This is a genomic window from Microbacterium sp. ARD31 (assembly GCF_031844425.1).
This window is the reverse complement of record NZ_JAUZVE010000038.1, coordinates 1-26,201: the sequence shown is the minus strand read 5'-3', so window position 1 is coordinate 26,201 and position 26,201 is coordinate 1. Positions and strand designations below refer to the sequence as shown.

Sequence of the window (26,201 nt, the reverse complement as noted above, 5' to 3'; positions counted from 1 at the left end):
CCCCTCACCATCAGGCGCGTCCCCACTACAGGAGTTGCTCCCTTGTCCCAGGGCTCACCCGCCGACACCGACCAGCTGCCCGACCTCGTCATCGTCGGAGCCGGCCTGTTCGGACTCACCATCGCCGAGCGCTGCGCCGAGGAGCTGGGCCTGCGTGTGCTCATCCTCGAGCGCCGCCACCACCTCGGCGGCAACGCGTACTCGGAGCGCGACCCCGAGACCAACGTCGAGGTGCACAAGTACGGCGCGCATCTGTTCCACACCTCCAACGAGCGGGTCTGGGAGTACGTCAACCGCTTCACGGCGTTCACCGACTACCGCCACCGGGTCTTCGGCAAGTACCAGGGGCAGGTCTACTCCCTGCCGATGAACCTGGCGCTGATCAACCAGTTCTTCGGCAAGTCCCACACCCCCGACGAGGCGCGCGCCCTCATCGCCGAGCAGTCCAGCGAGATCGCCACCGAGGACGCCACCAACCTCGAGGAGAAGGCGATCAGCCTGATCGGCCGCCCGCTCTACGAGGCGTTCATCAAGGGCTACACCGCCAAGCAGTGGCAGACCGACCCGACCGAGCTCAGCGCGGACATCATCACCCGCCTGCCGGTGCGCTACACCTTCCAGAACGGCTGGTTCAGCGACACCTACGAGGGCCTGCCGGTCGAGGGCTACACCGCGTGGCTGACCAAGATGGCCGACCACCCCAACATCGAGGTGCGCCTCGAAACCGACTTCTTCGAGGTCGCCGACGACTACAAGGGCAAGGTGCCCATCGTCTACACCGGCCCGGTCGACGAGTACTTCGGCAACTCCGAGGGCCGCCTGTCGTGGCGCACCGTCGACCTGGAGGAGAGCGTCGTGGACACCGACGACTTCCAGGGCACCGGCGTCATCAACTACAACGACCAAGAGGTCCCCTACACCCGCATCATCGAGTTCAAGCACTTCCACCCGGAGCGGGAGAAGACCCACCTGCCCGGCAAGAGCGTGATCGTGCACGAGTACAGCCGCTTCGCGGAGGAGGGCGACGAGCCCTACTACCCCGTGAACACCGCCGACGACCGCGCCAAGCTCCTCAAGTACCGCGAGCTCGCCAAGGCCGAGCCGATGGTGCTCTTCGGCGGTCGCCTGGGCACCTACAAGTACCTCGACATGCACATGGCGATCGGCTCGGCGCTGTCCATGTACGACAACAAGCTCAAGCCGCACTTCACCGAGGGCGCCGAGCTGACCAGCGGAGGCATCGACGCATGAGCACCGTGACCCGACTCCTGCAGCGCCAGATCCTCCCGATCGACCGCGACACCGACGTGTTCCCGCTCTACGTCGACCTCGAGGAGGCCAAGCTCGACACCGACCGCGACGCGGTGGGTGGCGACAAGGCGGCCAAGGACCTCAACAACGCGGCGATCCGCCAGTCGACCTCGACCGGCCGCAAGCTGCACCCCGACCAGATCCGCTCGCGCACCGCGCTGCGGCTCGAGCCCTCGCAGCTGCTGTCGTTCGGCACCTACTTCAACGCCTTCCCGGCGTCGTACTGGCGTCGGCACACGATCGTCGACCAGGTCCGGCTGACCGTCGACGTGAGCGGCGCCGGTTCCATGGTCACCGTCTACAAGTCGATGGCACGCGGGCACTCCCAGCGCGTCGACGCCGCGACCGTCGAGGGCGAGTCCGGCTCGTTCACCTTCGACCTCACCCTCAAGCCGTTCGTCGACGGCGGCTGGTACTGGTACGACGTCGTCGCCGGCGACAACGGCGCGACGGTCGAGAGCGCCCGGTGGACCGCGGAGGTCCCCGCCGACCGTGCCGAGCACGGCACCGTGGACGTCTGCATCACCACGATGCTCCCCGACATGAGCGCCCAGCTGCTCGGCCAGCTCGGCTCGTCGGAGGAGCTCGAGCCCTACCTCGACACTGTGCTGGTGATGGACCAGGGCAAGGACAAGGTCACCGACAGCGAGCACTTCCCGGCCGCGAAGGCGGGCCTCGGCGACAAGCTGCGCGTCATCGTGCAGGGCAACCTCGGCGGCTCGGGCGGCTACGCCCGCGGGCAGCTCGAGAGCGTCCGCAAGGGCACCGCCACCTACGCGATGATGATGGACGACGACGTCGTCTGCGAGCCCGAGGGCATCATCCGCGCGGTCACCTTCGGCGACCTGGCCAAGCGCCCGACGATCGTCGGCGGCCACATGTTCAACCTCTACAGCCGCTCCGAGCTGCACTCCTTCGGCGAGATCGTCCAGCCGTGGCGGTTCTGGTGGCAGACCCGGCTCGACGGCTACTCCCAGTGGGACTTCGGCGCCCGCAACCTGCGCTCCTCGCGCTGGCTGCACAAGCGCGCCGACGTGGACTTCAACGGCTGGTTCATGTGCCTGATCCCGCGGGTCGTCCTCGAGGAGGTCGGGCTGTCGCTCCCGGTCTTCATCAAGTGGGACGACTCCGAGTTCGGCCTGCGCGCCAAGCAGGCCGGCTACCCCACGGTGTCCTTCCCGGGCGCCGCGGTGTGGCACGTGCCGTGGACCGACAAGAACGACGGCCTCGACTGGCAGTCGTACTTCCACCACCGCAACCGCATCATCGCGGCGCTGCTGCACTCGCCCTACGAGCGCGGCGGACGGATGGTGCGCGAGAGCCTCAACCACCAGATCAAGCACCTCGCGTCGCTGCAGTACTCCACCGCGGAGCTGCGCCACCTCGCGATGGAGGACGTCCTGCGGGGCCCGCACGCCCTGCACGGCGAGCTCGCCACGAAGCTGCCCGAGATCAACGCCTTCCGCAAGCAGTGGTCGGACGCCCAGCTGCACCTCGACCGCGACGAGCTCCCCCCGGTCCAGCGCAAGAAGCCGCCGAAGAAGGGCAAGTCCGACATCGAGATCCCCGGCCGCAAGGCGACCCTCGTCGCCGCGGCCCTCGCGCCGCTGCGCCAGCTGCGCCCGGTGCGGGAGATGGCGGACGAGTACCCCGAGGCCGAGCTCAGCGCGATGGACGCCAAGTGGTGGAACCTCGTGAAGTACGACTCGGCAGTCGTCTCGATGAACGACGGCACGTCGGTGGCCCTCTACAAGCGCGACCCGGCCCACTACCGCGACCTGCTCAAGCGCACCATCGAGATCCACCGCCGCTTCCACCGTGAGTGGCCGCAGCTCGCCCAGCAGTACCGTGCCGCCCTCGGCGAGATCACCTCGCCGGAGGCGTGGGAGAAGACCTTCGCGCCCTGGATGGGCGACGAGTCCCCGGACGGCGATGCGTGAGCACGTCCAGCCCTGAGGCGGCGCCGGAGCCCGGCTCGGTCGAGCTGAGGCACGACCTGGCGCACGTCCCGCTCGCCCCGCCGTCGCGCACCTCGGGCGTGTTCGAGGTGTTCCGGCGTCGCTACCTCCTGCGCCTGATGGTGCGGCGCGAGATCCGGGCCCGCTACGCCGGCACCGCCTTCGGGCTCGCCTGGTCCTACATCAACCCGTTCACGCGGTTCCTGACGTTCTACTTCGTCTTCGGGCTGCTGCTCGGTCGCGGCCTGGGCCTGGAGAACTTCGCGATCCACCTGTTCGCCGGCATGGTGCTGGTCAACTACTTCACCGAGTCGGTCACCGCCGGCACCCGGTCGCTGCTGTCCAACAAGGGCGTCATCGGCAAGATGGCGATGCCACGCGAGATGTTCCCCGTGGCGTCGATGCTGGTCTCGCTCTGGCACGCGATCCCGCAGCTGATCATCCTCGTCGTCGCGTGCGTGGTCTCCGGCTGGTGGGGCGACGGTCCGATGTGGGTGCCCGACGCGGTCGGGATGGGGGCCGCGCTGCTCGGCTTCCTCATCATCATGGTCTGGGGCACGGCGTTCGGTCTCATGTTCTCCTGCGTCAACGTGATCTTCCGCGACTTCCAGCGGATCGTGCAGACCTTCATCAACGTCCTGCCGTTCACCGTCCCGATGATGTACCCCTACCACCTCATCGCCGACGGCGAGCGGATCCCGCTCAAGTACCACGATCTCTACGTCGCGAACCCGGTCGCCGAGGCGGTCATGCTCATCCAGCGCGGCTTCTGGTACCCCACCTGCGAGCCGGCGTGCGCCGTCGACCCCGGCACCGGTGCACCCCTGCCGGAGTTCGTGAGCGACCTGTTCCCGCGCGGGTTCGTCATGCTCGCCATCGGCCTCGCGGTGCTCGCCCTCGGCCAGTTCGTCTTCTCCCGCCTGGAGAAGACCGTCCCGGAGCGCCTCTGATGACTGGTCCCGCCACGACGTCGACCACCACCTCGATCGTCGTCGACAACGTCTCCAAGACCTTCCGCTACCAGGCCCACCCGACGCTCAAGAAGGTCATCCAGGGCAAGCTGCGCGGGCAGCAGACGAGCGAGACCTTCAAGGCGCTCGACGGCGTCTCCTTCGAGGTCCAGCAGGGGGAGTCCATCGGCCTGATGGGCCTCAACGGCTCGGGCAAGTCGACCCTCCTCAAGCTCGTCAGCGGTGTCATGCGCCCCGACGCGGGCCAGGTGCTGACGCGGGGGCGCATCTCCGGCCTGATCGCCACCGGCGCCGGCTTCCACAACGAGCTCACCGGGCGCGACAACATCTACATGAACGCCGCCATGCTCGGCATGACGAAGGAGGAGACCGACGCGAAGTTCGACGACATCGCCGCCTTCGCCGACGTCGGCCGCTTCCTCGACACCCCCGTCGGCAACTACTCCTCCGGCATGTTCGCCCGCCTCGGCTTCTCCGTGGCGGTCCACGTCGACTGCGACATCTTCATCGCCGACGAGGTCCTCGCGGTGGGGGACCGGCCCTTCAAGCGCAAGTGCCTCAGGCGCATGAAGGAGATCCGCGAGTCCGGGATCACCATGTTCTACGTCAGCCACTCCGCCGGCTCCGTCAAGCGCATGTGCGACCGCGCCATCGTGCTGGAGAAGGGCCGCCTCGGCTTCGACGGCGACGTCGAGGGGGCCATCAAGTTCCTCCACTACGACGGCGACGACGAGGAGCCGGACTCCGAGGAGAGCTCGGAGGACGAGCGCGACGACGCGCTCGCCAACGACATCTGATGAGACGAGCAGCCGGTCACGAGCGCAGCGAGTGACCGGCGTGGGCTCGGCCAGGTTGGGCAAGCGACGTCCCTGAGCCTGCGAAGGGACACGAGCGCGTCGGAACCCCTCGTGGGAGGTGAGACCAGTCGGAGCTCCTCGCCCGGAGGTGGCGGCAGACGACATGTGTTCGGGCCTTCGGGGTGTCGTGTGCCGCCATGGTGGTCGTGGGTCAGCCGAAGGTGGCGGCAGACGACATGTGTTGGGCCTTCGGGCGTGCGATGTGCCGCCACCCTCGGCCGGGCGTCGCGGCGAGGGCCGAGCCCTGAACCTGCCTCACGGCGCGTCGAAAGCCCGAAATCCTGCAAGATCAGCGAGAATGACACCGATGTAACGGCGTGTCGACTGGAAATTACACCGTTGTAGTTACTCAGAAACTCTTCCGTGACTGGTGTGACTGGTGTGAACTTCTGCCTTGTGTGACCTTCCCCCACACAGGAACAGGGTTTTTCCATGCGTCCTCTCCAGGCTCGTCTCGTCACCCTCTGCCAGCAGGTGCTGGCGCTGGGTGTCGTGCTCGTCGTCCTCACGCCCGCCTCGGGCGTGGTGTCCCTCGACATCGTCGGGGACCACCCCGCCCGCCCCGCCGGTCCGACCGGTGCGCAGGCGCCCGCGGCGCTGATGTCGGCCACGGTGCCGACCCGCGCGGTGACGCCGACGGTGACCGAGGTGCCGCTGACGGACGCGGCCGGCGGGACGTTCGGCCTCCAGGGCCGCACCGTCGCCGGCGCCACCGACGCCCGCGTGGTGAGCAAGCCGCAGGACGTCGCCGGCTTCGCCGCCATCGGCGTGACGTGGAAGCACGGCGAGGACCTCGAGGAGGACCAGATCACGGTGCAGGTGCGCACCCGCACCGGCGACACGTGGAGCGACTGGCAGGACCTGGAGTACCACGACGAGCACGGCCCGGACCCCGCCAGCGCGGAGGCCGCCAACGCCCGTCCGGGCACCGAGCCGACCTTCGTCGGCGAGGTCGACGACGTGCAGGTCCGCACCACGACCGACGGCGTCGCGCTGCCCGACGACCTGTCGCTGGCCCTGGTGGACCCGGGCTCGGCGAAGGCCAGCGAGGCCGAGGCCCCGGCGGAGCAGCCCGACGCGGGCACGGCGACGTACGAGCAGGACTACGAGGACATGGGGTCCCTGGAGTCCGGCGCAGGGTCCAGTGCAGGGTCGGGTGGGGCCGAGGACGGCCTCACACTGCAGGCCAACGTGCAGGCGAAGCGCGCCGTCGCCCAGCCCACGATCTACTCGCGCGCCCAGTGGGGTGCCGACGAGAGCATCCGCAACAAGGGCTCGCTGCGCTACGGCACGATCAACGGCGGGTTCGTCCACCACACGGTCAACGCCAACGACTACTCCGAGGCCCAGGTGCCGGCGATCATCCGCAGCATCTACGCCTACCACGTGAAGTCCCGCGGCTGGAGCGACATCGGCTACAACTTCCTGGTCGACCGGTTCGGTCGCATCTGGGAGGGGCGCTACGGCGGCATCGACAAGCCCGTGGTCGGCGCCCACACGCTCAACTACAACCAGTACTCCTTCGCGATGTCGGCGATCGGCAACTTCGACACCGCGCAGCCCAGCGACGTGATGCTGCGGGCCTACGGCCAGATCTTCGCCTGGAAGCTCTCGCTCCACGGCGTGAACCCGGCCTCGACGTCGCAGCGCATCGGCAGCAAGACGTTCGCGGCGATCAACGGGCACCGCGACGCGGGCTCCACGGCCTGCCCCGGCCGGTACCTCTACGCCCAGATCCCGCTCATCCGGCAGTACGCCACCTCGGCCGTGCCGCCGACCCCGACGACGCCGACCGTGGTGCCGATCGCGGTGTCCGAGCCGAACCCGCAGAACAACCTCGACGCGTCGCCGTACCCCGACCTCGTCGTCCGGCGTGCCGCCGACGGGCGCGGCCTCGTCATCCCCACGGGTGGCATGACGTCCTTCCAGCAGCGCATCGTGGTCGGCAAGTCGGGCTGGGACCAACGCGCCGACGTGCTGGTGTCCCCGGACCTCACCGGGGACGGCAGGGCCGACCTGGTGACGGTCGACCGGTCGGGCGTCGTGCGGATCCGCACCGGCAAGGGCAACGGCAAGTTCGGCGCCACGGCGAAGAAGCTCAGCCTCAAGGGCTACTCGCTGATCACCGCCGTCGGCGACATCAACGGCGACGGTCGCAACGACCTCGTGGCCCGGTTCAAGGGACGCCTCACCACCCTCCTCGCGACCTCCAAGGGCGGCTTCGCCCGCAAGACCACGCGCAAGGGCTACGGCAACTACCGGCAGATCGTCGGCGCCGGCGACGTCAACCGCGACGGCCGCATGGACCTGCTGCTGCGCACCAAGAACCGCGTCTTCCTGCAGACCGGCTACGGCACCGGCTCGTTCGCCGCGCCCACCCGGGTGGCGGGCTCGTGGAGCGGCTTCAACCGCCTCGTCGCCGGCGACTTCAACCGCGACGGCGTGCCGGACCTGGTGGCGCGCTCGAGCTCCGGCAAGGTGCTGATGCTCCCGGGTCGTGGGAACGGGACGTACGGCGCCGCCCTCGGCCCGGCGACGAACCTCAAGTCGATGCGCTGGATCACCGGGACCAACCTGGTGGGCGGCTCGGGCGCCGACCTGATCGGCGTCTCCGGCAAGCAGCTGGTGGTCGTCGCGAACCGCGACACCTACGAGCTCGGCTCGCCGATCGACACCGGGGTGTCCTTCGCCGGCAAGAACCTGCTGCTCAACGCGGGTGACGTGAACAAGGACGGCTTCGGCGACGTGCTGGCCCGCGACGACGCCGGGACGATGTGGCTCTATGCCGGCAACGGCACCGGTGCGCTCGCCACGCCCACCTCGATCGGCAGCGGCTGGGGTGCGGTCTCCGACGTCAGCGCGGTCGGCGACGTGACCGGCGACGGCAACCCCGACCTGATCGGCACCTACAACGGCACCCTGTCCGTGTGGGCGGGCAACGGCTCGGGCTTCAACGGGGCCGTCCCGGTGAAGGGCGGCGTGCCGACCCGTGCCGGCCTGCCGAGCGACCTGTCCGGCTTCGACTGGGTGCTGGAGGTGCAGCCGATGACGCTCAAGGGCCACGGCGACTTCATCGTCCGCGACCGGACGAGCGGGCTGGCCTACGTGTACGGCGGGCGCAAGGCGGGCGTGTCCTCACCCCGCGTGCTGGGCGAGGGGATGGGGGCCTACGACCTGGCGGGGTGATCCGCGCAGAGAGCCGCGATCAGGCTCGGGCCGTCGCCCGCTCGGCGTCGTAGACGTCGTCGAGGCGCGCCGGGTCGGGATTGCGGACAAGGACCAGCGAGCCGCCTCGTCCGAGGGGCTCGGTGAAGGTGGCCATTCCTGGTGGGGAAGCCGGGTCGGCCACCGACAGAAGACGGCCGCCGTCGGTGAGAGAGCTCCCGACGGCGGCCGTCAGGTCGTTCTGCCACAGCTCGGCCTGGGTCAGGTCGTCGGTCGCGGGGTCGATCCCGGTCGGCGGGTCCCACGCGGTGAAGCCGTCGGGCTGCGACCAGATCTCCACGCCGACGTCGAGCACGCCGTCGGGCAGCGGGTCGGCGAAGCGCACGCCGAGCGGACGCAGGCTGCAGGCGAGCACCGGGATCGCACCCGCTCGGGGTGCCCACGCGGCGAGGCCCTCGGGGCCGCAGACCACGGCGTCCGGCTCGTCGGACCCGGTGACCCGCAGGCCGACGGTCCAGGCCGCTCCCAGGAACACGGGGGAGAGCCAGTGGGGCGGCAGGTCGATCCGCAGTGACATCCCGCGCTCGAGGTCCGCGACGTCGGTCAGCAGCCCGGACGCCTTCGCGACCCAGTTGGCGTACGTCGTCACGGACAGCTCGACCCGCTCGTCGGTCGCGTGGTCGTAGAAGGTGAGCAGCGGCCGGCCGGGGTCGCGCCGCAGCTGGGTGGCCAGGACCTCGGCGAACGTGGTCATCGGCGACCGCAGGTCAGACGACCGTGGGCTCCGGGGAGTCCATGTAGGGGTAGTCCTTCATGAACGTCTCCAGCGCGCTGCCGCTCAGCTCGGAGCAGTACTGCCACACGCCGACCTGCTTGGACGGGTCGGTCTCGCCGACGCCGCCGACGGACCAGTGGGTGAAGGCGACGTGCTGGCCCTTGGGGAACGCCTTGCCGTCCTCGGAGGTCCACGGCACGGCCTTGAACTTGTCGCGCAGGTTGCTCGTGCCCTGGAGCTTGGAGGCGATGCCACGCAGCTCGTCCATGGCCTCGCTGCTGTCGGCGATCGTCTCGTCGTACCAGAGGATGGTGTAGCCGTGCTCGAGGTTGTGCACGAGCTCGCCGAGCTCGGGGCGGTCCGAGGTGGTGTAGAGCTTGCGGTCCATGGTGTCCCACATGTTCCAGTGGGAGCCGAAGGCCGGCGGGGCGTCGGGGTACTCCATGGGCGTGCCCACCTCGACGTGGTCCTGGTTGCCCTCGGCCTTCTTCGTGGTGACGTCCTGGCACACGGAGGCCTTGGCGCCGATCTCGCCGAGCGAGTCCGAGGCGTAGGCGCGCAGGTCCCACCAGTCCTTGAGCGGCTTGTAGGCCGCTGCACCCACGATGAGCAGGGCGACGACGACGCAGACGACCACGATCGCCATGCCGCGCCTGTTCTCGGCCCTGGACTGCTGGGAGCGGATGGAGTCGATGACCGCCTGACGGTCGGTCTTTGCCTGCTTGGCCACGGTGCTCGGTGTCTCTCGGTCGGTGTGCAGAGGGAGCCCTGCGCGGGCTGCGCTGGCAGAGTCTACGTACTCACGGGTGACAGGTCGCACACGACGCCCGCGACCGTCTCCTCCCAGCGGCGGATCCGCCACCCGTGGGCGAAGCAGACGGCCGCCACCGCCGTGCGGTCCGACCCCTCCGGCAGCCGCAGCTCGTCGTGGTCGGGCTGGCCGTCGAAGGTGAGCGACAGGGTCGAGGACATCGCGCGTCCGCGTCCGACCACGCGACCGACGGCGGACTGCAGCTCGGCCAGGGGGACCGCCTCCCCGAACGGCGCCCGGTCGGCGTCGTCCCCGCCCAGCGCCCGTACGACGGCCTCGCGGGCGCCGTACCCGAACAGGTCGCCGCCCTCGGGCCGCACGAGCGCGACGGCGCCGGTCCCGTCCTCGCCGGGCGGCAGCACCAGGTCGGCTCGACCGCGGACCACGGCGAGCGGGCGGCCGGTGAGCTTGCCCTGGACCAGCTCGGCGGCTCCGGCGATCTCGTCGGCGACGGCGGGCAGCGTGACCGCCAGCGGGTTGCCGTAGGCGTCAGTTCGCCCCGCGTGGTCCTCGGCGACCACGAGGCCGGCGGCGCCGATCGCGATGTCGGTCTGCCCCTGCCGCCAGGCGCGGCCGGCGGTGTCGGTGACGACCACCCCCACGTTGGTCCCAGCGCGCGCGGCGACCTCGCGCCGCAGCCCGCGCGCGCTCCGGTCGGGGTCGAGGGGGAGCAGCACGACCGAGCCGGGCGCCACGTTCGAGGCGTCCACGCCGGCCGCCGCCATGGTCAGCCCGAGCCGGTGGCGCACGATGCGGGTGGCGCCCCGCTGGGCCACCACCCGCTCGGTCTCCTCCGCGACGGCCGCCTCGCGGTCGCCGGCGCGGGTGCGTCCCTCCGCCTTGCTCACGACCTTGCTCGTCACGCAGAGCACGTCACCGTCCGCGAGGTCGGCTCCCACCGCGGCGAGGACCAGGCCGGCGAGGTCGTCGCCGGCGCCGACCTCGGGCAGGCCGTCGGGCGCCCAGACCTCGATCCTCCCGCTCACGACGCGCCGGCCGCGACCAGCGACACGGCGGCGGCCGCCATCCGGGCGGTCGCGTCGTGGTCGGTCATCATCAGCGGCACGGCGTGCGCGCGCACGCCCTCCGCCTCGAGCCGGGGGAGCTGGTCGGCGTCGCGCTCGTCCACCAGCCAGCCGTCGAGCACCCCGCCGCGCGACCGCGCGCCGTAGTGGGCGCCGACCGCGGCAGCGCTGACCTCCACGCCGATGCTCGCGAGGACCTGGGCCGCCATGCCGCGGACGTGGGTGCCGCCGACGATGGGGGAGAGGCCCACGACGGGTGCGGGCGTCGCACGGACCGCGTCGCGCACACCGGGGACGCCGAGGATCGTGCCGACCGACACGACGGGGTTGGACGGCGGCAGCACGACCAGGTCGGTCTCGGTGATCGCCTCGAGCACGCCGGGCGCGGGGGTGGCGGACTCCTGGCCCACGACCAGCACCGACTCGGCCGGGACCTCGGCGCGCAGGCGGACCCAGTACTCCTGGAAGTGCACCACGCGCCGGCCGCTCGGGCTCGCCGGGTCGGCGATCGCGATGTGCGTCTCGACCCGGTCGTCGCTCATCGGCAGCAGGCGCACGCCCGGCTGCCAGCGCCGGCACAGCGCCTCGGTCACCTGGGAGAGGGGGAAGCCGGCCTCCAGCATCTGCGTGCGGACCAGGTGGGTCGCGATGTCGCGGTCGCCGAGGCCGAACCACGTCGGCTCCACGCCGTACGCCTCGAGCTCGGTCTTCGCGCTCCACGTCTCGTCGCGCCGCCCCCACCCGCGCTCGGCGTCGATGCCGTCCCCGAGGGTGTACATGACGGTGTCGAGGTCGGGGCACACCTTGAGCCCGTGGATCCACCAGTCGTCAGCGGTGTTCGCGACGACGGTGACCTCGGTGTCGGCCGAGCCCCCGGGCACCAGGCCGGACCGCAGGCCGTGGAGCAGTCCCTGGAGGAAGCGGGCCCCGCCGACCCCACCCGACAAGACGGTGACGCGGGTCAGGGGCGTGGGGTCGGCGGCCGGGACGGGGGCAGGTGCGGGGGGCATCGCCGCGGATGATGACATAGGAACAGCCTGCCTGAAGCAGAATCGCGATATCCCACCCCATAGCAGATCCGGGCTTGACTTCACGGTACGACAGGCATGTAATTCCCACAGTGTCGTTCAGTTCTGAACAAGGGGTCGCGGTCACCGGGCCCAGGGTCGAAAAGGGGCGTAGAGCCATGAGAGCAGAACTGTTTCTCCTCGAGCCCGAGGGCGAGGAGTTCGGTTGGCAGGATCGCGCGCTGTGCGCGCAGACGGACCCCGAGGCGTTCTTCCCCGAGAAGGGCGGCTCGACCAGGGAGGCCAAGAAGGTCTGCCTGACGTGCGAGGTCCGCGACGACTGCCTCGAGTACGCATTGATGAATGACGAGCGCTTCGGCATCTGGGGCGGCCTCTCCGAGCGCGAGCGCCGCAAGCTGAAGAAGCGCGCCGTCTGACGACAACGCCGTCAGGACCGCGGTTTTTCGCGGTTTTTGGCGGCATGGAGCGCCTCGCTAAGGTGCTCCGGTGACTGTCACCGCGCTACTCGTCAGCCATGACGGGGCGCGTTGGCTCCCAGCAGTTCTCGCTGGTCTGACCGGGCAGACCCTCCCGGTGGACCGCGTCGTGGCCGTCGACACCACGAGCCGCGACGACAGCGTCGAGCTCGTGCGCGCGGCGCTGGGCGGACCGTCCGACCGTGTGGTCGTCGACGTGGTCCCCGGCTCGACGAGCTACCCCGCCGCGGTCCGCCACGGCCTCGACCTGGTCCCCACCGTCGACGACGACGAGTGGGTCTGGCTGCTGCACGACGACAGCAACCCCGCACCGACCGCGCTCGCCGAGCTCCTCGCGGCAGCCCGCGAGCACCCCGGGGCCGCGATCCTCGGACCGAAGCTGCGCGAGTGGCCCTCGCTGCGCCGGTTGCTCGAGGTCGGCCTGACCATCTCCGGCACCGGCCACCGCGAGACCGGTCTGGAGCGCGGCGAGTACGACCAGGGCCAGCACGACGCCGTGCGCGAGGTGCTCGCGGTCAACACCGCGGGCATGCTGGTCCGACGCCGGGTGCTGGAGGCCCTCGGTGGTCTGGACGAGGAGCTGCCGATCTTCGGCAACGACATCGACTTCGGGTGGCGTGCCGCCCTGGCCGGGCACCGCACGTTCGTGGTGCCCCAGGCCGTGGTCTTCCACGCCGAGGCGGCGCACCGTGGCGTGCGTCGTACGCCGATCACCGGCCGCCACACGCACTACCAGGAGCGTCGCGCGGCGATCTTCACCTCGCTGGCCAACGTGTCCTCGCGGGCGCTGCCGTGGCAGTACGTCCGGCTCTTCCTCGGCTCGCTGCTGCGGGTCGTGGGCTACCTCGCGGTGAGATCGGTGGGGGAGGCGCTCGACGAGCTCGCCGCCGTCCTGTCGGTCCACGGCCGACCCGGCCAGGTGCGCGCCGCTCGCCGCGAGCGGGCGCAGCGACGCGCGGGCGAGCCCGCCGACGTACGCCACCTGCTGGCGCCGGCGTGGCTGCCCTACCGGCACGGCCTCGACTTCGTCACCGACCTGGCCTCGGCCGCCACGAGCCAGGCGGCGGACGTGGCCGAGCGCCGGCGCCTGGCCAAGGCGCCCGGCGCGGCTCCGGCGCAGGAGCAGCGCCGGGCGGCCGCGGAGGACGACGAGGACGCCTACCTCACCGACACCGGGCTGGTGGCCCGCTTCTTCACCAACCCGATCGCCGTGGTGCTCGTCCTGTTCGGCGTGCTGGCGCTGGTCGCCGGCCGGGAGGCCTTCGGCTCCATCACCGGCGGGGCGCTGTCCCCGGTACCGGAGGCCGCGGGCGACTGGTGGCGCCTGCACACGTCGTCGTGGCACCCGCTCGGCACCGGGACCGACGTCCCCGCGCCGGCGTACGTCCTGCCGTTCGCGATCGCGGCGTCGGTCCTGCTGGGCCAGACCGGCGCGGTGGTGTCGGGCCTGATGCTGCTGGCCGTGCCGGTCGCCGCGTGGGGCGCGTGGCGGCTGCTGAAGGTCGTGGGCCACCTCGTCGACCCGCTCGGCCTGCCCCGCTGGCTGGTCGTGTGGGGAGCGTTGACCTACGCCCTGGTCCCGGTGACGTCCGGCGCCTGGGGCGAGGGACGCTTCGGCACCGTCGCGGTCGCCGCGCTGCTGCCCTGGGCGGCCCACGCCGCCCTCGGCTTCGTCGACCCCGACCGCGACCGGCGCTGGCGCGCCGCCTGGCGCACCGCCCTGCTGGTGGCGCTCGGCGCCGCCTTCGTGCCCGGGTTCTGGCTCTTCGCGCTGCTCGCCACCGCAGTGGTGCTCGGCGGCGCCGCGATCATCTCCCCGCGCCTGCTGAAGGAGCGCGACAGCTGGGGCCCGCCGGTCGTCGCGGTGGCGGCGACACCGGTGCTGCTGGCGCCGTGGCTGCTGCCCCTGCTGACCACCGGCTCGGCGTCGGGCCTGCTGCTGGAGGCGGGGCGGCTCACCGTCGACCAGGTGACCTTCGTCGGCCTGCTCACCGGCCGGCTCAACGACCTCGGCGCGCCCCTGTGGCCGGGCGTGGTGCTGGGCCTGCTGGCGTTCGCCGCGCTGGTGCCGCGCCGCACGCGCGTCGCGGTGGTGATCTGCTGGTTGGTCGCGCTGGCCGCGGCCCTGGTGTCGGGTGCGCTCTCGCACGTCACCCTCGACCTGCCCGCCGTCACCACGCGCCCCAGCCTGGGCCTGTTCGTGGTGATCCTCCAGGGCACCTCGGTCGTCGCGGTCGTGCTGGGCGCCGACGCCTACCTCCGCCGCCTCGATGTGCACCACCCGTGGTGGCAGCGCGCCCTGGCGATCGGGCTCGCAGTCGTCGCAGCAGCCGTCCCGGTCGGCGGCCTCGCCTGGTGGCTCGGCACCCCCGACAACGCGATGGCGCGCGACGCCGAGCAGGCAGTCCCGGTCTACATGCAGCAGAGCTCGCTGCTCGGCGAGGAGCACGGCGTGCTCGTCCTCGACGGCTCCGTCGACGACGGCATCACCTACCGGATCCGCCGCGACGACGGCACGACCCTCGGCGAGGACGAGATCCTCACCCTCGCCGACGAGGACGGCGAGCTGACCGCGGACGTCAAGGCGCTCGTCTCCGCACCCACCCCCGGCGTCGTGGCCGAGCTCGGCGCGCGCGGGATCGAGTACGTCGTCCTCAGCTCGCCCGCCGACGGCCGGATCTCCGCGCTCCTCGACGCCACGGCCGGCCTGGACCAGGCCAGTGCAGAGGACCGCAGCACCCGCGCCTGGCACGTCGACCGCCCCCTCGACGCCTCCGCCCTCGAGGGCGACGGCTCGTGGTGGCGGGTCCTGCTCCTCGTCGTGCAGGGAGCGGCACTCATCGTCGCGCTGGTGCTCGCGGCACCGACGGTCCGGCAGGGGAGGAGCAGGCGCGATGGCTGACCCCACCCCCACCTCGACCCCGCGGCCGGGCGGCCGGCGGCGCGTCGCCGAGGACGCACGGCGCCGCCCCTCGGCCCTGAGCCTCCTCGCGGTCGCCATCCCGCTGCTGACCGTCGCGGCGCTCGCGCTGGTTCGTCCGGCCGAGCCCGCCGCGACCACCCACCCACCCACCGCGGCCCCGCTCGACCGCACCACCGCGGTCTGCCCTGCGCGGCTGCCCGGAGCCGACGACATCCGTCTCGGCAACACCGCGCTGGCCTCGGGTGAGCTCGCCCTCCGCGTCGGGCGCGAGGACGCCACCGTGGCCCTCGAGTCCGGCGTCGCGGCCCGCACCGAGCGCGCCCCGGTCGTGGTCCACGGCACCGGCGACCTGGCGCCCGGCCTGGTCGTCACGCGCGCGGGCGCGGGCTCCGCCGTGCGCTGCGACCAGCCCGCCCCGGAGCGCTGGTTCACCGGCGTGGGGGCCTCCGCCGAGCACACCTCGACCCTGACGCTGGTCAACCCGGACAAGGGACCGGCCGTGGCCGACGTGACCGTGTGGGACGGCAGCGGCGTCGTCGACGTGCCGGCGCTGCGCGGCGTCCGCGTGCCCGGCGGTGGCTCGGCGAGCTTCGACCTGTCCGAGGTGACCCCCAGCCGTGACGCGCTCGCCCTCCGGGTCGCCGTCTCGCGGGGCCGCCTGGCTGCGAGCGTGGTCGACCTGGTCGACCCGCTCGGGCGCGCGAAGCCCGTGCGCGAGTGGCTCCCCGCGCAGGCCGCGCCCGCCGCGACGTCGTACGTCGTCGGGGTCGGCGCCGCGCCCGCCGACCGGACCCTCACCCTCGCGAACCCCGGCGACAGCGAGGTGCGGGTCGCGCTCGAGCTCGTCAGCGGCGACAGCGAGTTCGCGCCCTCCGGCGTCGAGGAGATCACCCTCACCCCTGCCTCGGTCAGCGAGGTCGACCTGAGCGGCGTCCTGCGCGGCAAGCGCGCCGCCGGTGTCCAGGGCCTGCGGCTCGAGGCGACGGGACCGGTGACCGCGAGCCTGCGCAGCCGGACCTCGAACGACCTCGCGTTCGCCGTCGCGGGCGCCACCGTCGACTCCGAGACCGGGGTCGCCCTGCCGGCCGGTGCCAAGCGCCTCCTGCTCGCCGGCGCGACGGCGCCCGGCGTGGTCACGGTGCAGGCCTGGGACGAGGACGGCGAGGTCGCGGTGCGCGAGCGGCGCGTCGAGGTCGACCCCGCGACCGCCGCCCGGGTCAACCTGCCCGACGACGCGGTGCTCGCGCTCGTGCGCCTCGACCGCACCGGGGCGGTCGTGTCGGTCGAGGCCAGCGACGACGGCCTGTCCTACCTGCCGCTCGAGCAGCTGCAGACGACCAGCCAGGTCGCCGACGTCCGGCCGGCCCAGCGCTGAGCGCCCCGCCGGGTCAGTCGGTGTAGCGCTCGTCCACCTGTCCCGGCGCGATCCCGAGCAGCTCGGCGAGCTGTTCGACGACGACGGTGTGCACCATCGCCTCGAGCTCGTCGCGGTTGGTCGCACGGTGCTCGATCGGACGACGGAAGATGACCAGCCGGGTCGGCGACGCCCCCTTGCCGCGCACCAGCGAGGACAGGGGCACGGTCTCGTCGCCCCAGTCGTCGGGCAGCATCGGCGCGTCCTCGACGGCGTACTCGACGAGGCCGAGGTGGCGCTGCCACTTCTCGTCGAGCGGGGTGACCACGTCGAGGACCAGCTGGTCGAACTTCTGCCGCGCCGTGCGCAGCGCCGGGGTCCCCGGCCAGTCCGGCACCACGCCGGGTCCGCGCATGCCGCGGCCGCGACGGTCGCGGGTGCGCCGGCGCGGCTCCTGGCCCGTCGCGGGGTGCACGCCTTCATCCACGCCGCGAGCCTAAGCGCCCGGCGTGCGTCCGGCGGGTAGCGTCGGCGCCGTGAGCCTTGCCCGTCGTTGTTCGCGTACGGCGTGTGGCCGTCCTGCGGTCAACACGCTGACCTACGTCTACGCCGACCAGACCGCCGTGCTGGGCCCCCTGGCGACGTACGCCGAGCCCCACGCCTACGACCTGTGCGAGCTGCACAGCGAGCGCCTGTCCGCCCCGCGCGGCTGGGAGGTGCTCCGCCTCGCGCAGGACCCCAAGGCCCAGGGCCCGAGCAGCGACGACCTCCTCGCCCTCGCCGACGCGGTGCGCGAGGCGGCCCGCCCGGCACCGGCGCCGGTCCCGCTGCACTCCACGGACGACCCGAGCCGGGGCGCGAAGCGCGGACACCTGCGGGTCCTCACGCCCACCGACTGACCGCCGTCCGCGTCCGTCGGGTCTGTCCTAGGATTCGGGTCGTGAACATCGACGCGCAGCTCATGAGCATCATCGTCTGCCCGGCCTGCCACGGCACCCTCGCCGAGCAGGCCGACGAGCTCGTCTGCCAGGGGTGCGGCAACGCCTACCCCGTCCGCGACGACATCCCGGTGCTGCTGGTCGACGAGGCCCGCAAGCCCGCCTGACCGGACGGAGGGAGTTCGCCGTGGCGACCTGGTTCGACGAGGCGCGGCTCGACGACGCGGGGGTGCTGCAGACCGTCGACCTGCGGTTGCGCACGCTGGCCGAGAGCGGCGCCCGCGTGCGCCGCGAGGCGCACGAGGCCGCGGGGCCGATCGCGGAGCTGATCGCACGCGGACGTGACGAGGCCCGGCCGCGTGCGGTGATCGCCGCGGGACCGGACTCGCGCCTGCTGCGCGCCGTGCTCGAGCCGTGGTGCCCGGTCCCGTTCGTGGCGTGGCCCAACCCCGGGCTGCCCGGCTGGGCCGGCTCGCTCGACCTGGTCGTGATGCTCGCCCCCGAGGGCAACGACCACGGGTCCGCGTCCGCGGTCGCCGAAGCCGTACGCCGCGGCGCGCAGGTCGTCGTCGCGTGCCCCGCGCGGTCGCTGGTCGCCGAGCACGCCGCCGGGCGCCACGTCACCGTGCTGCCGACCGTCACCGGTGACCAGCTCGCCACCGCGGTCGTGGTGCTCGACTACCTCGCCCACGTCCACCTCGGTCCGCACGCCGACGCCGAGTCCGTCGCCGCCTCCCTCGACGAGGTCGCGACCAACTGCTCGCCCCACCGCGACCTGGCGGTGAACCCCGCCAAGATGCTGGCCATCGCGATGGCCGACACCAACCCCCTCGTGTGGGGCGGCTCCGTGCTCGCCGCCCGGGCTGCACGTCGCCTCGCCGAGTCGCTGCGCCGCACCTCCGGGCGCTCGGCCATCGCCGGCGACGCCGAGCACCTGCTGCCGGTCATCGAGGCGGCCAAGCAGCACGACGTGTTCGCCGACCCGTTCGCCGACGAGGGCGGCGACCTGCGGCCGCTGCTGCTGATCCTCGACGACCGCTCCGACGACCCCGTCGTGCGCGAGCAGACCGGCGACCTCAAGGCCGCCGCGGCTCGCCACGGCGTGCGCGTCGAGACGGTCGAGACCGACGCCGACGCCGAGGTGGCGCGCTACGCCTCGCTGCTGCTCACCGGCACCTATGCCGCGGAGTACCTCCGCATCGGGCTCGTCGAGGACTGACGCGTGGCCCCTCGGGCCTAGGAGCGGGCGAACCGCATCCCGAACACCAGCGCGTCGGTGCCGTGGACGTACGCCGTCCGCTCGACCTCCATGCCGAGCCGCCGGGCCACTGCCTGGGACGGCGCGTTGTCCGGGCGGATGATCGCGACGAGGTGCTCGACGCCGTGGGCCGAAGCGCAGTCGCGGACCGCGCGCGCCGCCTCCGTGGCGTAGCCGTGGCCGCGCTGGTCGGGCAGGAGGTGGTAGCCCACCTCGACGTGCGGGGTGCCCTCGACGTCCTGCACCGTGAGGCCGCAGTCGCCGACGAAGTCCCCGTCGTGCGTCTCGACCACCCACAGCCCGAAGTCGTGCTCGGCGTGGTTGCGCTCCTGCCAGTCGATCCACCGGACCGCGTCGTCGCGGGTGCTGGGTGGGCGGTCGCCGCGCATCGGGTCGAACGCGACGAGCATCGCGGTGATGTCGTCGACGTCCGACATCTGCATCCGGCGGAAGCTGAGGCGCGCGGTGGGCTCGGGCAGCACCGGCTCAGGCTAGACCGGCCGCGTGCCCGGCGGTGGGACCTGGTCGACGTCGGTCCAGACCTCGACCAGCTCGGCGAGGAGGTCGTCGCGCACGGTCGCGAAGCTCGCCACCGCGAACTCGAGGGCCCGGCCGTCGGCGCCCGTGCCGGTCACCCGTGCCCGCAGCACGCCCCGGTCGCCGTCGGCGACGAGGTCCTCGGCGTGCATGCGCTCGAAGCCGGGGTAGTCGGCGTTGAGCCGCACCCACTGGTCGCGGTCGAACACCTCACCGGTGTGCACCAGCCGGCACGCGAAGCCGGGGTGCAGGAGCCCGGGCAGGGCGTCCCACTCGTGCGCGTCGATCACCTCGGCGAGGCGGGTCAGGAGGGCAGCGGCGTCCATCACTCCAGTGTGTCGGCCACCTCCGACAGCCGGGTCAGCCCTGGACCTGTCGGCCGGAGTGCACGTGGACATGGAGGTGCTTGGAGTCCTGGTAGCGGCCGAGGTTCGTGAGGACCGCCGCCGCGCCGTGCTGCTGCTCGACCTGCCGGGCGATGCGCTGGACGACCGCCAGCAGCGCTCGTACGTCGGCCTCGTCCTCGGCAGTGACCGTCGTGAACGAGGAGAGGTGCCGCTTCGGCACCGCGACGACGTGGACCTCCCAGAACGGACGGGTGTGGTGGTAGGCCAGCACCAGCTCGTCCTCGTGCACCACCTCCAGCGGCAGCGCTCGCGGGATCGCGACGTCGCAGTAGAAGTCGTCGCCGGCATAGGCCTCGCTCATGGGCGCGATCATGGCAGCAAGCGCCCGTCTGGCGGTGGTCACGTCGAGTGCCGGGCGTGCTTGTGGCCCCGCCATCGTGGGGACTGGCGGGGTGCGGGGCGGGGTCATGGTCGGTCGGGTGGCGGGGTCTCGTCGATCGGGCTGGTGCCGGTGCGGTCGCGCCGGTAGTGGTGGCCGTGCGGGCTGGTCCACTCGAACACTCCGGCCGCGACCACCCGGTAGGTCCAGGCGGTGTGGGTCTTCAACCGGTGGTGGGACCGGCACAAGCAGGCCAGATTCGACGTCGCCGTTGGCCCTGCTTGTGGTCGGCCCTCGGCGTCGGCGTGGTGGTCGTACTCCACGATGTGGTCGACGTCGGCTCGTCTGGCGGGTCGACTGCACCACGGGAACACGCACGTGCGGTCGCGCAGAGCGATCTGTTCGCGGATCCGGTCCGGGATCTCATAGCCCGACGCGGTGAGCTCGGTGTTGAGGTCGATGACCGGTCTGATGGTGACCTGGGTGCGGGTGTCGCCACACCACGCCTTGACCTGGTCCACCAACACGAGGCGCTGGCCTTCCTCGATCCGGCCGGTCGGTCCGAACACCGTGCTCTCACCGACGGTCGACGCGTCGAAGTGGGCGTGGATCGCGACCTCGCGCGCCGGCGGCAGGTCGGCGGTGTCCGGTTCGGTGGCGATGGCGGTGGTCGTGTCGGTCGCGAGGTCGAGGGCGGTCTGGGTGCGGGCCAGGTCGCCGAGGGCCTTGGCCCGGCGGACATCGAGGGACTCGGTCGACCCCAGCGCCTTCTGCACCTCCGCCCCATGAGCGACCGCGGCTCCCAGGTCGAGGGCGTCGGCGATGTCGAGCTCGGCCTCGAGGCGCATCGTGCCGGCGAAGTGCACGTCCTCGTCGTTGATGGTCACGTGCTGCGGGTCCACGTGCAGGTGGCCGTTCTCCGGATCCTTGGCCGGGTCGTCGGTGGCGAGGTCGTAGCGCTTGATCGCCTCCGCGACCAGCCGGTCCAGCTGTGCGGGACCGACCCGACCGGCCACCGCGGCGACCTGGGCGTCCACGAATGCGGCTGCCTCGGGGGTGAGGGCCGGTGTGGTGTGGATGGTGACCTCCGCGACCGACCGGGCCCGCCAGGCCGGCACCACCCCCGCCTGCACCTGCGCCCACAGCCGCGGGAGCCGGTGCCGCAGCTCCAAGGCGTGACCGATGAGCTTCTTCGCACCCGTCGATGAGATCCCCAGGACGGCGCCGAGCTCAGCGACGCAGAACTCCGCCACCAACGGGGCGCCGTCTCCCGCAATGGGCTCCTCGTGCTCACACCCCGCGACCGCGAACGTCGCCGCCGAGTGGATCGACTCCGGCGGGTGCAGGTCCGCCCAGGAGGCGGCGACCACGAGCAGGTCGGCGGCCGCCCGATGCTCGGCGGCCTTGCGATCGCGAGCCAGAGCGAGCAGGTCCGGGGCCGAGAGGTCGTCTGCGACCCTCCCGATCTCCTGTTCCAGCATCTCGCTCATGTGTTCGATTATATTCGCTGGGACTGACAGTCGCCGCGATCTGGCCGCGCTGTGGAAAGGGCTTGGTAACGCGACTCCGCCCCTCGTCGTCCACCGGCCAGGGTGCGGTTTCGAGGCTCGCTGCGCTCGCACCTCAACCACCGAGAGCGGGTCGCTCGCACCTCAACCACCGAGGCTCGCTGCGCTCGCACCTCAACCACCGGCCACGGCGTGGTTTCGAGGCTCGCTGCGCTCGCACCTCAACCACCGGCCACGGCGTGGTTTCGAGGCTCGCTGCGCTCGCACCTCAACCACCGAGGGAAGGCTCGCTCGCACCTCAACCGCCGAGAGGGGCGGAGCGAACGGGTCTCGTGACGGGACTCCGTCCCTCCTCGGCGACCGGTGAGGAGTCCTCGGCCGGCGACGGCGCGGCTAGGTTGACTCCATGCCCCGAGCGCTGCACCACCTCGACATGTGGGTCGACGACGTCGAGACCGCCGAGGGGGAGTGGGGATGGTTGCTGGCGCGGTGCGGGTGGCAGCGCGAGGAGGGGATGCGGTCGTGGGTGCACCCGGACGGGACGTACCTCTTCATGGAGCACTCGCCCGACCAGCACGGCGCGCACGACCGGCTGCTGCCGGGCATCAACCACCTCGCGATCATCGTCGAGACGCGCGAAGAGCTGGACCGGATGCGTGCCGAGTCGACCGAGCACGGCTGGCACGAGATGTACGCCGACCGCTACCCGCACGCCGGTGGTGACGAGCACGTCGCGCTCTACCTGGAGAGCTCCGAGGGCGTCGAGGTGGAGGTCGTCGTCGGGGACTGATGCCCGGAGGGGTGGTCGCGCCGAGCGGCCGGCAGGTCTAGGTTGACTGTGGCCCAACTGAATCTCGCCCCGACTCTCGGGAGGTACGCGTGTCGTCCGACACCCTGATCGACGCATCCTGGCTCGACTACCTGCTCGTGGCGATCTACTTCGCCTTCGTCCTCGGCATCGGTGTGATGGCGCGACGATCGGTCTCGGACTCCATCGACTTCTTCCTCTCCGGGCGCTCGCTGCCGGCGTGGGTGACCGGCCTGGCGTTCATCTCCGCCAACCTCGGCGCGGTCGAGATCATGGGCATGTCCGCCAACGGTGCGGAGATCGGCCTGCCGACGGTCCACTACTTCTGGGTGGGCGCGGTCCCGGCGATGCTGTTCCTCGGTGTCGTGATGATGCCGTTCTACTACGGCTCCAAGGTCCGCTCGGTCCCGGAGTTCATGTTCCGGCGCTTCGGCACCGGGGCCCACCTGGTCAACGCGGTCAGCTTCGCGGTCGCGCAGCTCCTCATCGCGGGGGTCAACCTGGCCCTGCTGGCGGGCATCGTGAGCGCACTCCTCGGCTGGCCGACCTGGATCGCCCTGATCGTCGCCGCCGTGATCGTGCTGTCCTACATCACCCTCGGCGGCCTGAGCGCGGCGATCTACAACGAGGTGCTCCAGTTCTTCGTCATCGTGGCTGCACTGACGCCGCTGACCCTCATCGGGCTCAACCGGGTCGGCGGCTGGGGCGGGCTCACCGACAAGATCACCGAGGCCGCCAGCAGCACGCCCGCCAGCGCCGAGGTCGCGTCCGCCGAGCAGCAGCTGAACTCCTGGCCGGGGCAGGCGCTGGCCGGCTTCGACTCCGGCCTGCTGTCCGTGATCGGCATCGTGTTCGGCCTGGGCTTCGTGCTGTCTTTCGGCTACTGGACGACCAACTTCGTCGAGGTCCAGCGCGCGATGGCGTCGAACTCGATCTCGTCGGCGCGCAAGACGCCGATCATCGGCGCCTTCCCGAAGATGTTCATCCCGTTCATCGTGATCGTGCCCGGCATGATCTCGGCCGTCCTGGTGAAGGAGATGATCGACCTCAAGGGAGGCGGCACACCGTCGGGCGGGGCCTCCGGCGACGTCACCTACAACGACGCCCTGCTCCTGCTGATGCGCGACGTCCTGCCCAACGGACTGCTCGGCCTGGCGATCGCCGGCCTGCTGGCCGCCTTCATGGCCGGCATGGCGGCCAACATCTCGGCCTTCAACACCGTCTTCTCCTACGACCTCTGGCAGCGCTACATCCGCAAGGACCACACCGACGACTACTACCTGCGCATCGGTCGCCTGGCGACCGTGGCCGCCACCGTGATCGCGATCTTCACCGCGCAGATCGCCATGGGCTACGACAACGTCATGAACTACCTCCAGACGCTGTTCGGGTTCTTCAACGCGCCACTCTTCGCGACGTTCATCCTCGGCATGTTCTGGAAGCGGATGACCCCGACGGCGGGATGGGTGGGTCTCGTGTTCGGCACGCTGTCCGCCATCGCCGTCGACCGGCTCGCGGCGGCGGGCGTGATCGACCTGCCCGGTCAGGGGGCTGCCTTCCTGGCCGCCTCGACGGCGTTCGTGGTCGACATCGTGCTGAGCGTCATCGTCTCGCTGGTGACGAAGCCCAAGCCGGCGTCCGAGCTGAAGGGCCTGGTCTACTCCGAGACGCCGAAGGAGGACCTCGTCGACCCGGACGAGGCGTCCTATCCCTGGTACCGGCGCACGATCCCGCTGGCCGGCATCGCGCTGGCGCTGGTCGTCGCCCTCAACTTCGCCTTCTGAGCCTGACCCGAGAGGAGCAACCATGTCCGAGAACACCGACACCGGCACCGGCACGACAGCCCCCCACAAGGCAGGCGCCTTCGACATCCGCAACATCATCGGCGCGCTGATGGGCGTGTACGGCGTGATCCTGGCGCTCGCCGGCGTCTTCGGCGACCCGGAGCTGGAGAAGACCGGCGACGTGAACGCCAACCTCTGGACCGGCCTCGCCCTCGTCGTCGTCGCGGTCCTCTTCATCGGCTGGGCCCGGCTCCGGCCGATCGTCGTCCCCACCGACGTGGACCGGCCCGACGACGACCCGACGCGTCCGGCACCGACACGCAAGCGCCCCCCGGCACACTGACGCGGGTCTAGGGTCTCCGCATGGAGAGCCCGGTGCCCGGCCTCGACCTCGACGCGCTCACCGCCGAGCTCGACGAGCGGCTCGGCGCGACCGACGCCGCCCTCGCCCGCCACTACCCGGGCGCCCGCCCGGGCCGCCAGCCGGTGCACACCGTCTACGTCCCGGCGGACCGCTTCCACGCCCGCCTCGTGGAGGACCACGGCGCCACCGCGCTCCGTGCCACGGAGGAGCACGAGGGCACGCTGCTCGACCTGCTCGGCCCGTCGCAGGGGGACGACCTCCTCGCCCGGGTCCGCGCCAAGCTCGAGACCGAGCCGGTCGAGGACCTGCGCATCGACCTCGAGGACGGCTACGGCAACCGCCCCGACGACGAGGAGGACCGCGACGCCCTCCGGGCCGCCGACGAGCTGCGGGCCGCGGTCGCGAGCGGCACCGCGCCGGCGGGCACCGGCATCCGGTTCAAAAGCCTCGAGGCGCCGACCCGGCACCGCGGGGTGCGCACCCTCGCGCTCGTCCTCGAGCGCCTCGCCGAGGACGGGCCGCTCCCGAGGGGCTTCGTGGTCACCCTGCCGAAGGTGACCGCGGTCGAGCAGGTGGAGGCCCTCGTCCACGCCGCCGGCCGCCTGGAGCCGGCGCTGGGCCTGCCGGAACGGTCGCTGCGGTTCGAGATCCAGGTGGAGACCCCGCAGTCGATCCTCGGCCCCGACGGCACCGCGCTCGTCGCGCGGATGGTGCACGCCTCGGACGGCCGCTGCACCGGCCTGCACTACGGCACCTACGACTACAGCGCCTACTGCGGGATCGCCGCTGCGCAGCAGAGCCTCGAGCACCCGGTCGCCGACCACGCCAAGGCGGTCATGCAGGCGGCCGCAGCGGGCACCGGCGTACGCCTCTCCGACGGCTCCACCAACGTGCTGCCGGTCGGCAGCGCCGACGAGGTGAGGTCCGCGTGGGCCACCCACCTCCGGCTCGTGCGCCGCTCGCTGGAGCGGGGCTACTACCAGGGCTGGGACCTGCACCCGGCCCAGCTGCCGACGCGCTTCGCGGCCACGTTCGCGTTCTACCGCGAGGGCTGGGCGGCCGCCGCCGCGCGGCTGCGCACCTACGTCGAGCGCCGGGACTCCGGCGTCCTCGACGAGCCCGCCACCGCGCGGGCGCTCGCCGACGTCCTGCTGCGCGGCCTCGACTGCGGTGCGCTGGCGGTGGCGGAGGTCCACGAGGCGACCGGGCTCGACACGCGGGCCCTGGCGGCACTGGCGCACCGCGCCGGGGGAGAGGCAGGCTGAGCCGATGGGGATCGTCCTGGGGCCGAACCAGTACGGCAAGGCGGAGACGCGCGTGGTCCGGATCGTGCGCGACACCCCGCGCCACGAGATCCGCGACCTCAACGTCACGACCGCGCTCCGCGGTGACTTCGCCGCGGCGCACACCGACGGCGACCAGTCGCAGGTGCTGCCGACCGACACCCAGAAGAACACCGCCTTCGCCTACGCCAAGCAGCACGGCGTCAGCTCCCCGGAGGACTACGCGATGGCCCTCGGGCGCCGCCTGCTCGAGGCCACGCCGGCCGCCGAGGGGGCGCACGTCCGGGTCGAGGAGCACGCCTGGGACCGCATCCAGGTCGACGGCTCGGGCCACGACCACG

The 26,201-nt window shown here is 71.9% G+C and carries 24 protein-coding genes and 1 pseudogene; 16 read left to right on the top strand and 9 right to left on the bottom strand.

Features of this window, described 5'->3' with window-relative positions; all coding sequences use genetic code 11:
* The first annotated feature begins 42 nt into the window (after positions 1-42).
* The 5 genes from glf (at position 43) to Q9S36_RS39970 (ending at position 8,283) form a co-directional block, all read left to right on the top strand.
* Positions 43-1,251: a UDP-galactopyranose mutase gene (gene glf, locus Q9S36_RS39990; RefSeq protein ID WP_311290308.1), complete on the top strand. Its 1,209-nt coding sequence runs from the start codon at positions 43-45 to the stop codon at positions 1,249-1,251.
* Positions 1,248-3,251: a glycosyltransferase gene (locus tag Q9S36_RS39985; RefSeq protein ID WP_311290307.1), complete on the top strand. Its 2,004-nt coding sequence runs from the start codon at positions 1,248-1,250 to the stop codon at positions 3,249-3,251. The genes glf and Q9S36_RS39985 overlap by 4 nt, the downstream gene beginning before the upstream one ends.
* Positions 3,248-4,219: an ABC transporter permease gene (locus tag Q9S36_RS39980; RefSeq protein WP_311290306.1), complete on the top strand. Its 972-nt coding sequence runs from the start codon at positions 3,248-3,250 to the stop codon at positions 4,217-4,219. Before Q9S36_RS39985 ends, Q9S36_RS39980 begins: the two co-directional genes overlap by 4 nt.
* Positions 4,219-5,037, top strand: a complete 819-nt coding sequence (locus Q9S36_RS39975; RefSeq protein WP_311290305.1) for an ABC transporter ATP-binding protein — start codon at positions 4,219-4,221, stop codon at positions 5,035-5,037. Before Q9S36_RS39980 ends, Q9S36_RS39975 begins: the two co-directional genes overlap by 1 nt.
* A gap of 492 nt (positions 5,038-5,529) precedes the next feature.
* Positions 5,530-8,283 (top strand): FG-GAP-like repeat-containing protein, encoded by a 2,754-nt coding sequence (locus tag Q9S36_RS39970; RefSeq protein ID WP_311290304.1) that lies wholly within the window; start codon positions 5,530-5,532, stop codon positions 8,281-8,283.
* Positions 8,284-8,302: 19 nt separating this feature from the next.
* On the opposite strand, the gene Q9S36_RS39965 is transcribed toward Q9S36_RS39970, so the two are convergent.
* The 4 genes from Q9S36_RS39965 to cofD form a co-directional block, all read right to left on the bottom strand.
* On the bottom strand, positions 8,303-9,016 hold the full coding sequence (locus tag Q9S36_RS39965) for a TIGR03089 family protein (RefSeq protein ID WP_311290303.1): 714 nt from the start codon (positions 9,014-9,016) through the stop codon (positions 8,303-8,305).
* Positions 9,017-9,029: 13 nt separating this feature from the next.
* The gene (locus Q9S36_RS39960) at positions 9,030-9,767 is read right to left on the bottom strand and encodes a DUF3105 domain-containing protein (RefSeq protein WP_311290302.1); all 738 of its coding nucleotides are present in this window, start codon (positions 9,765-9,767) and stop codon (positions 9,030-9,032) included.
* 62 nt (positions 9,768-9,829) lie between these two features.
* Positions 9,830-10,834, bottom strand: coding sequence for a coenzyme F420-0:L-glutamate ligase (cofE, locus tag Q9S36_RS39955; protein ID WP_311290301.1), 1,005 nt, complete (start codon positions 10,832-10,834; stop codon positions 9,830-9,832).
* Positions 10,831-11,883, bottom strand: a complete 1,053-nt coding sequence (gene cofD, locus Q9S36_RS39950; protein ID WP_311290300.1) for a 2-phospho-L-lactate transferase — start codon at positions 11,881-11,883, stop codon at positions 10,831-10,833. The genes cofE and cofD overlap by 4 nt, the downstream gene beginning before the upstream one ends.
* Before the next feature lie 176 nt (positions 11,884-12,059).
* Between cofD and Q9S36_RS39945 the strand changes: the two genes are divergently transcribed.
* The 3 genes from Q9S36_RS39945 (at position 12,060) to Q9S36_RS39935 (ending at position 16,675) form a co-directional block, all read left to right on the top strand.
* Positions 12,060-12,317, top strand: a complete 258-nt coding sequence (locus Q9S36_RS39945) for a WhiB family transcriptional regulator (protein ID WP_056605988.1) — start codon at positions 12,060-12,062, stop codon at positions 12,315-12,317.
* A gap of 70 nt (positions 12,318-12,387) precedes the next feature.
* On the top strand, positions 12,388-15,279 hold the full coding sequence (locus Q9S36_RS39940) for a glycosyltransferase family 2 protein (protein ID WP_311290299.1): 2,892 nt from the start codon (positions 12,388-12,390) through the stop codon (positions 15,277-15,279).
* Positions 15,272-16,675, top strand: coding sequence for a DUF5719 family protein (locus Q9S36_RS39935; RefSeq protein WP_311290298.1), 1,404 nt, complete (start codon positions 15,272-15,274; stop codon positions 16,673-16,675). The genes Q9S36_RS39940 and Q9S36_RS39935 overlap by 8 nt, the downstream gene beginning before the upstream one ends.
* A 13-nt stretch (positions 16,676-16,688) precedes the next feature.
* Here the strand turns inward: Q9S36_RS39935 and Q9S36_RS39930 are convergent, their stop codons facing one another.
* Entirely contained in the window at positions 16,689-17,141 is a 453-nt protein-coding gene (locus Q9S36_RS39930) for a metallopeptidase family protein (protein ID WP_311290297.1), read from the bottom strand.
* Between the two features lie 49 nt (positions 17,142-17,190).
* Here Q9S36_RS39930 and Q9S36_RS39925 point away from each other — a divergent pair, with 49 nt between their 5' ends.
* The 3 genes from Q9S36_RS39925 to Q9S36_RS39915 are packed head-to-tail and all read left to right on the top strand — an operon-like array spanning position 17,191 to position 18,811.
* The gene (locus Q9S36_RS39925; RefSeq protein ID WP_311290296.1) at positions 17,191-17,553 is read left to right on the top strand and encodes a DUF3499 domain-containing protein; all 363 of its coding nucleotides are present in this window, start codon (positions 17,191-17,193) and stop codon (positions 17,551-17,553) included.
* A 41-nt stretch (positions 17,554-17,594) separates the two neighbouring features.
* Positions 17,595-17,759, top strand: coding sequence for a Trm112 family protein (locus Q9S36_RS39920; RefSeq protein ID WP_311290295.1), 165 nt, complete (start codon positions 17,595-17,597; stop codon positions 17,757-17,759).
* 20 nt (positions 17,760-17,779) lie between these two features.
* A complete protein-coding gene (locus tag Q9S36_RS39915; protein ID WP_311290294.1) occupies positions 17,780-18,811 on the top strand; it encodes an SIS domain-containing protein in 1,032 nt (343 codons plus the stop codon).
* A gap of 17 nt (positions 18,812-18,828) precedes the next feature.
* Here Q9S36_RS39915 and Q9S36_RS39910 read toward each other — a convergent pair whose 3' ends face one another.
* The 4 genes from Q9S36_RS39910 to Q9S36_RS39895 all read right to left on the bottom strand — a co-directional run bounded on the left by Q9S36_RS39910 (position 18,829) and on the right by Q9S36_RS39895 (position 21,603).
* A complete protein-coding gene (locus tag Q9S36_RS39910; RefSeq protein WP_311290293.1) occupies positions 18,829-19,332 on the bottom strand; it encodes a GNAT family N-acetyltransferase in 504 nt (167 codons plus the stop codon).
* A 9-nt stretch (positions 19,333-19,341) separates the two neighbouring features.
* On the bottom strand, positions 19,342-19,713 hold the full coding sequence (locus Q9S36_RS39905; RefSeq protein ID WP_311290292.1) for a nuclear transport factor 2 family protein: 372 nt from the start codon (positions 19,711-19,713) through the stop codon (positions 19,342-19,344).
* A gap of 34 nt (positions 19,714-19,747) precedes the next feature.
* Positions 19,748-20,095, bottom strand: coding sequence for an HIT domain-containing protein (locus Q9S36_RS39900; RefSeq protein ID WP_311290291.1), 348 nt, complete (start codon positions 20,093-20,095; stop codon positions 19,748-19,750).
* A gap of 104 nt (positions 20,096-20,199) precedes the next feature.
* Positions 20,200-21,603 (bottom strand): hypothetical protein, encoded by a 1,404-nt coding sequence (locus tag Q9S36_RS39895; RefSeq protein ID WP_311290290.1) that lies wholly within the window; start codon positions 21,601-21,603, stop codon positions 20,200-20,202.
* 424 nt (positions 21,604-22,027) lie between these two features.
* Here Q9S36_RS39895 and Q9S36_RS39890 point away from each other — a divergent pair, with 424 nt between their 5' ends.
* The 5 genes and pseudogenes from Q9S36_RS39890 to Q9S36_RS39870 all read left to right on the top strand — a co-directional run.
* Entirely contained in the window at positions 22,028-22,411 is a 384-nt protein-coding gene (locus tag Q9S36_RS39890; RefSeq protein WP_311290289.1) for a VOC family protein, read from the top strand.
* 89 nt (positions 22,412-22,500) lie between these two features.
* Positions 22,501-24,213, top strand: a complete 1,713-nt coding sequence (locus Q9S36_RS39885) for a sodium:solute symporter family protein (protein WP_311290288.1) — start codon at positions 22,501-22,503, stop codon at positions 24,211-24,213.
* A 22-nt stretch (positions 24,214-24,235) separates the two neighbouring features.
* Positions 24,236-24,556 (top strand): hypothetical protein, encoded by a 321-nt coding sequence (locus Q9S36_RS39880; RefSeq protein WP_311290287.1) that lies wholly within the window; start codon positions 24,236-24,238, stop codon positions 24,554-24,556.
* 20 nt (positions 24,557-24,576) lie between these two features.
* Positions 24,577-25,842: a DUF6986 family protein gene (locus Q9S36_RS39875; RefSeq protein WP_311290286.1), complete on the top strand. Its 1,266-nt coding sequence runs from the start codon at positions 24,577-24,579 to the stop codon at positions 25,840-25,842.
* 4 nt (positions 25,843-25,846) lie between these two features.
* Positions 25,847-26,201, top strand: a pseudogene (locus Q9S36_RS39870) (urate oxidase); the annotation flags it as partial.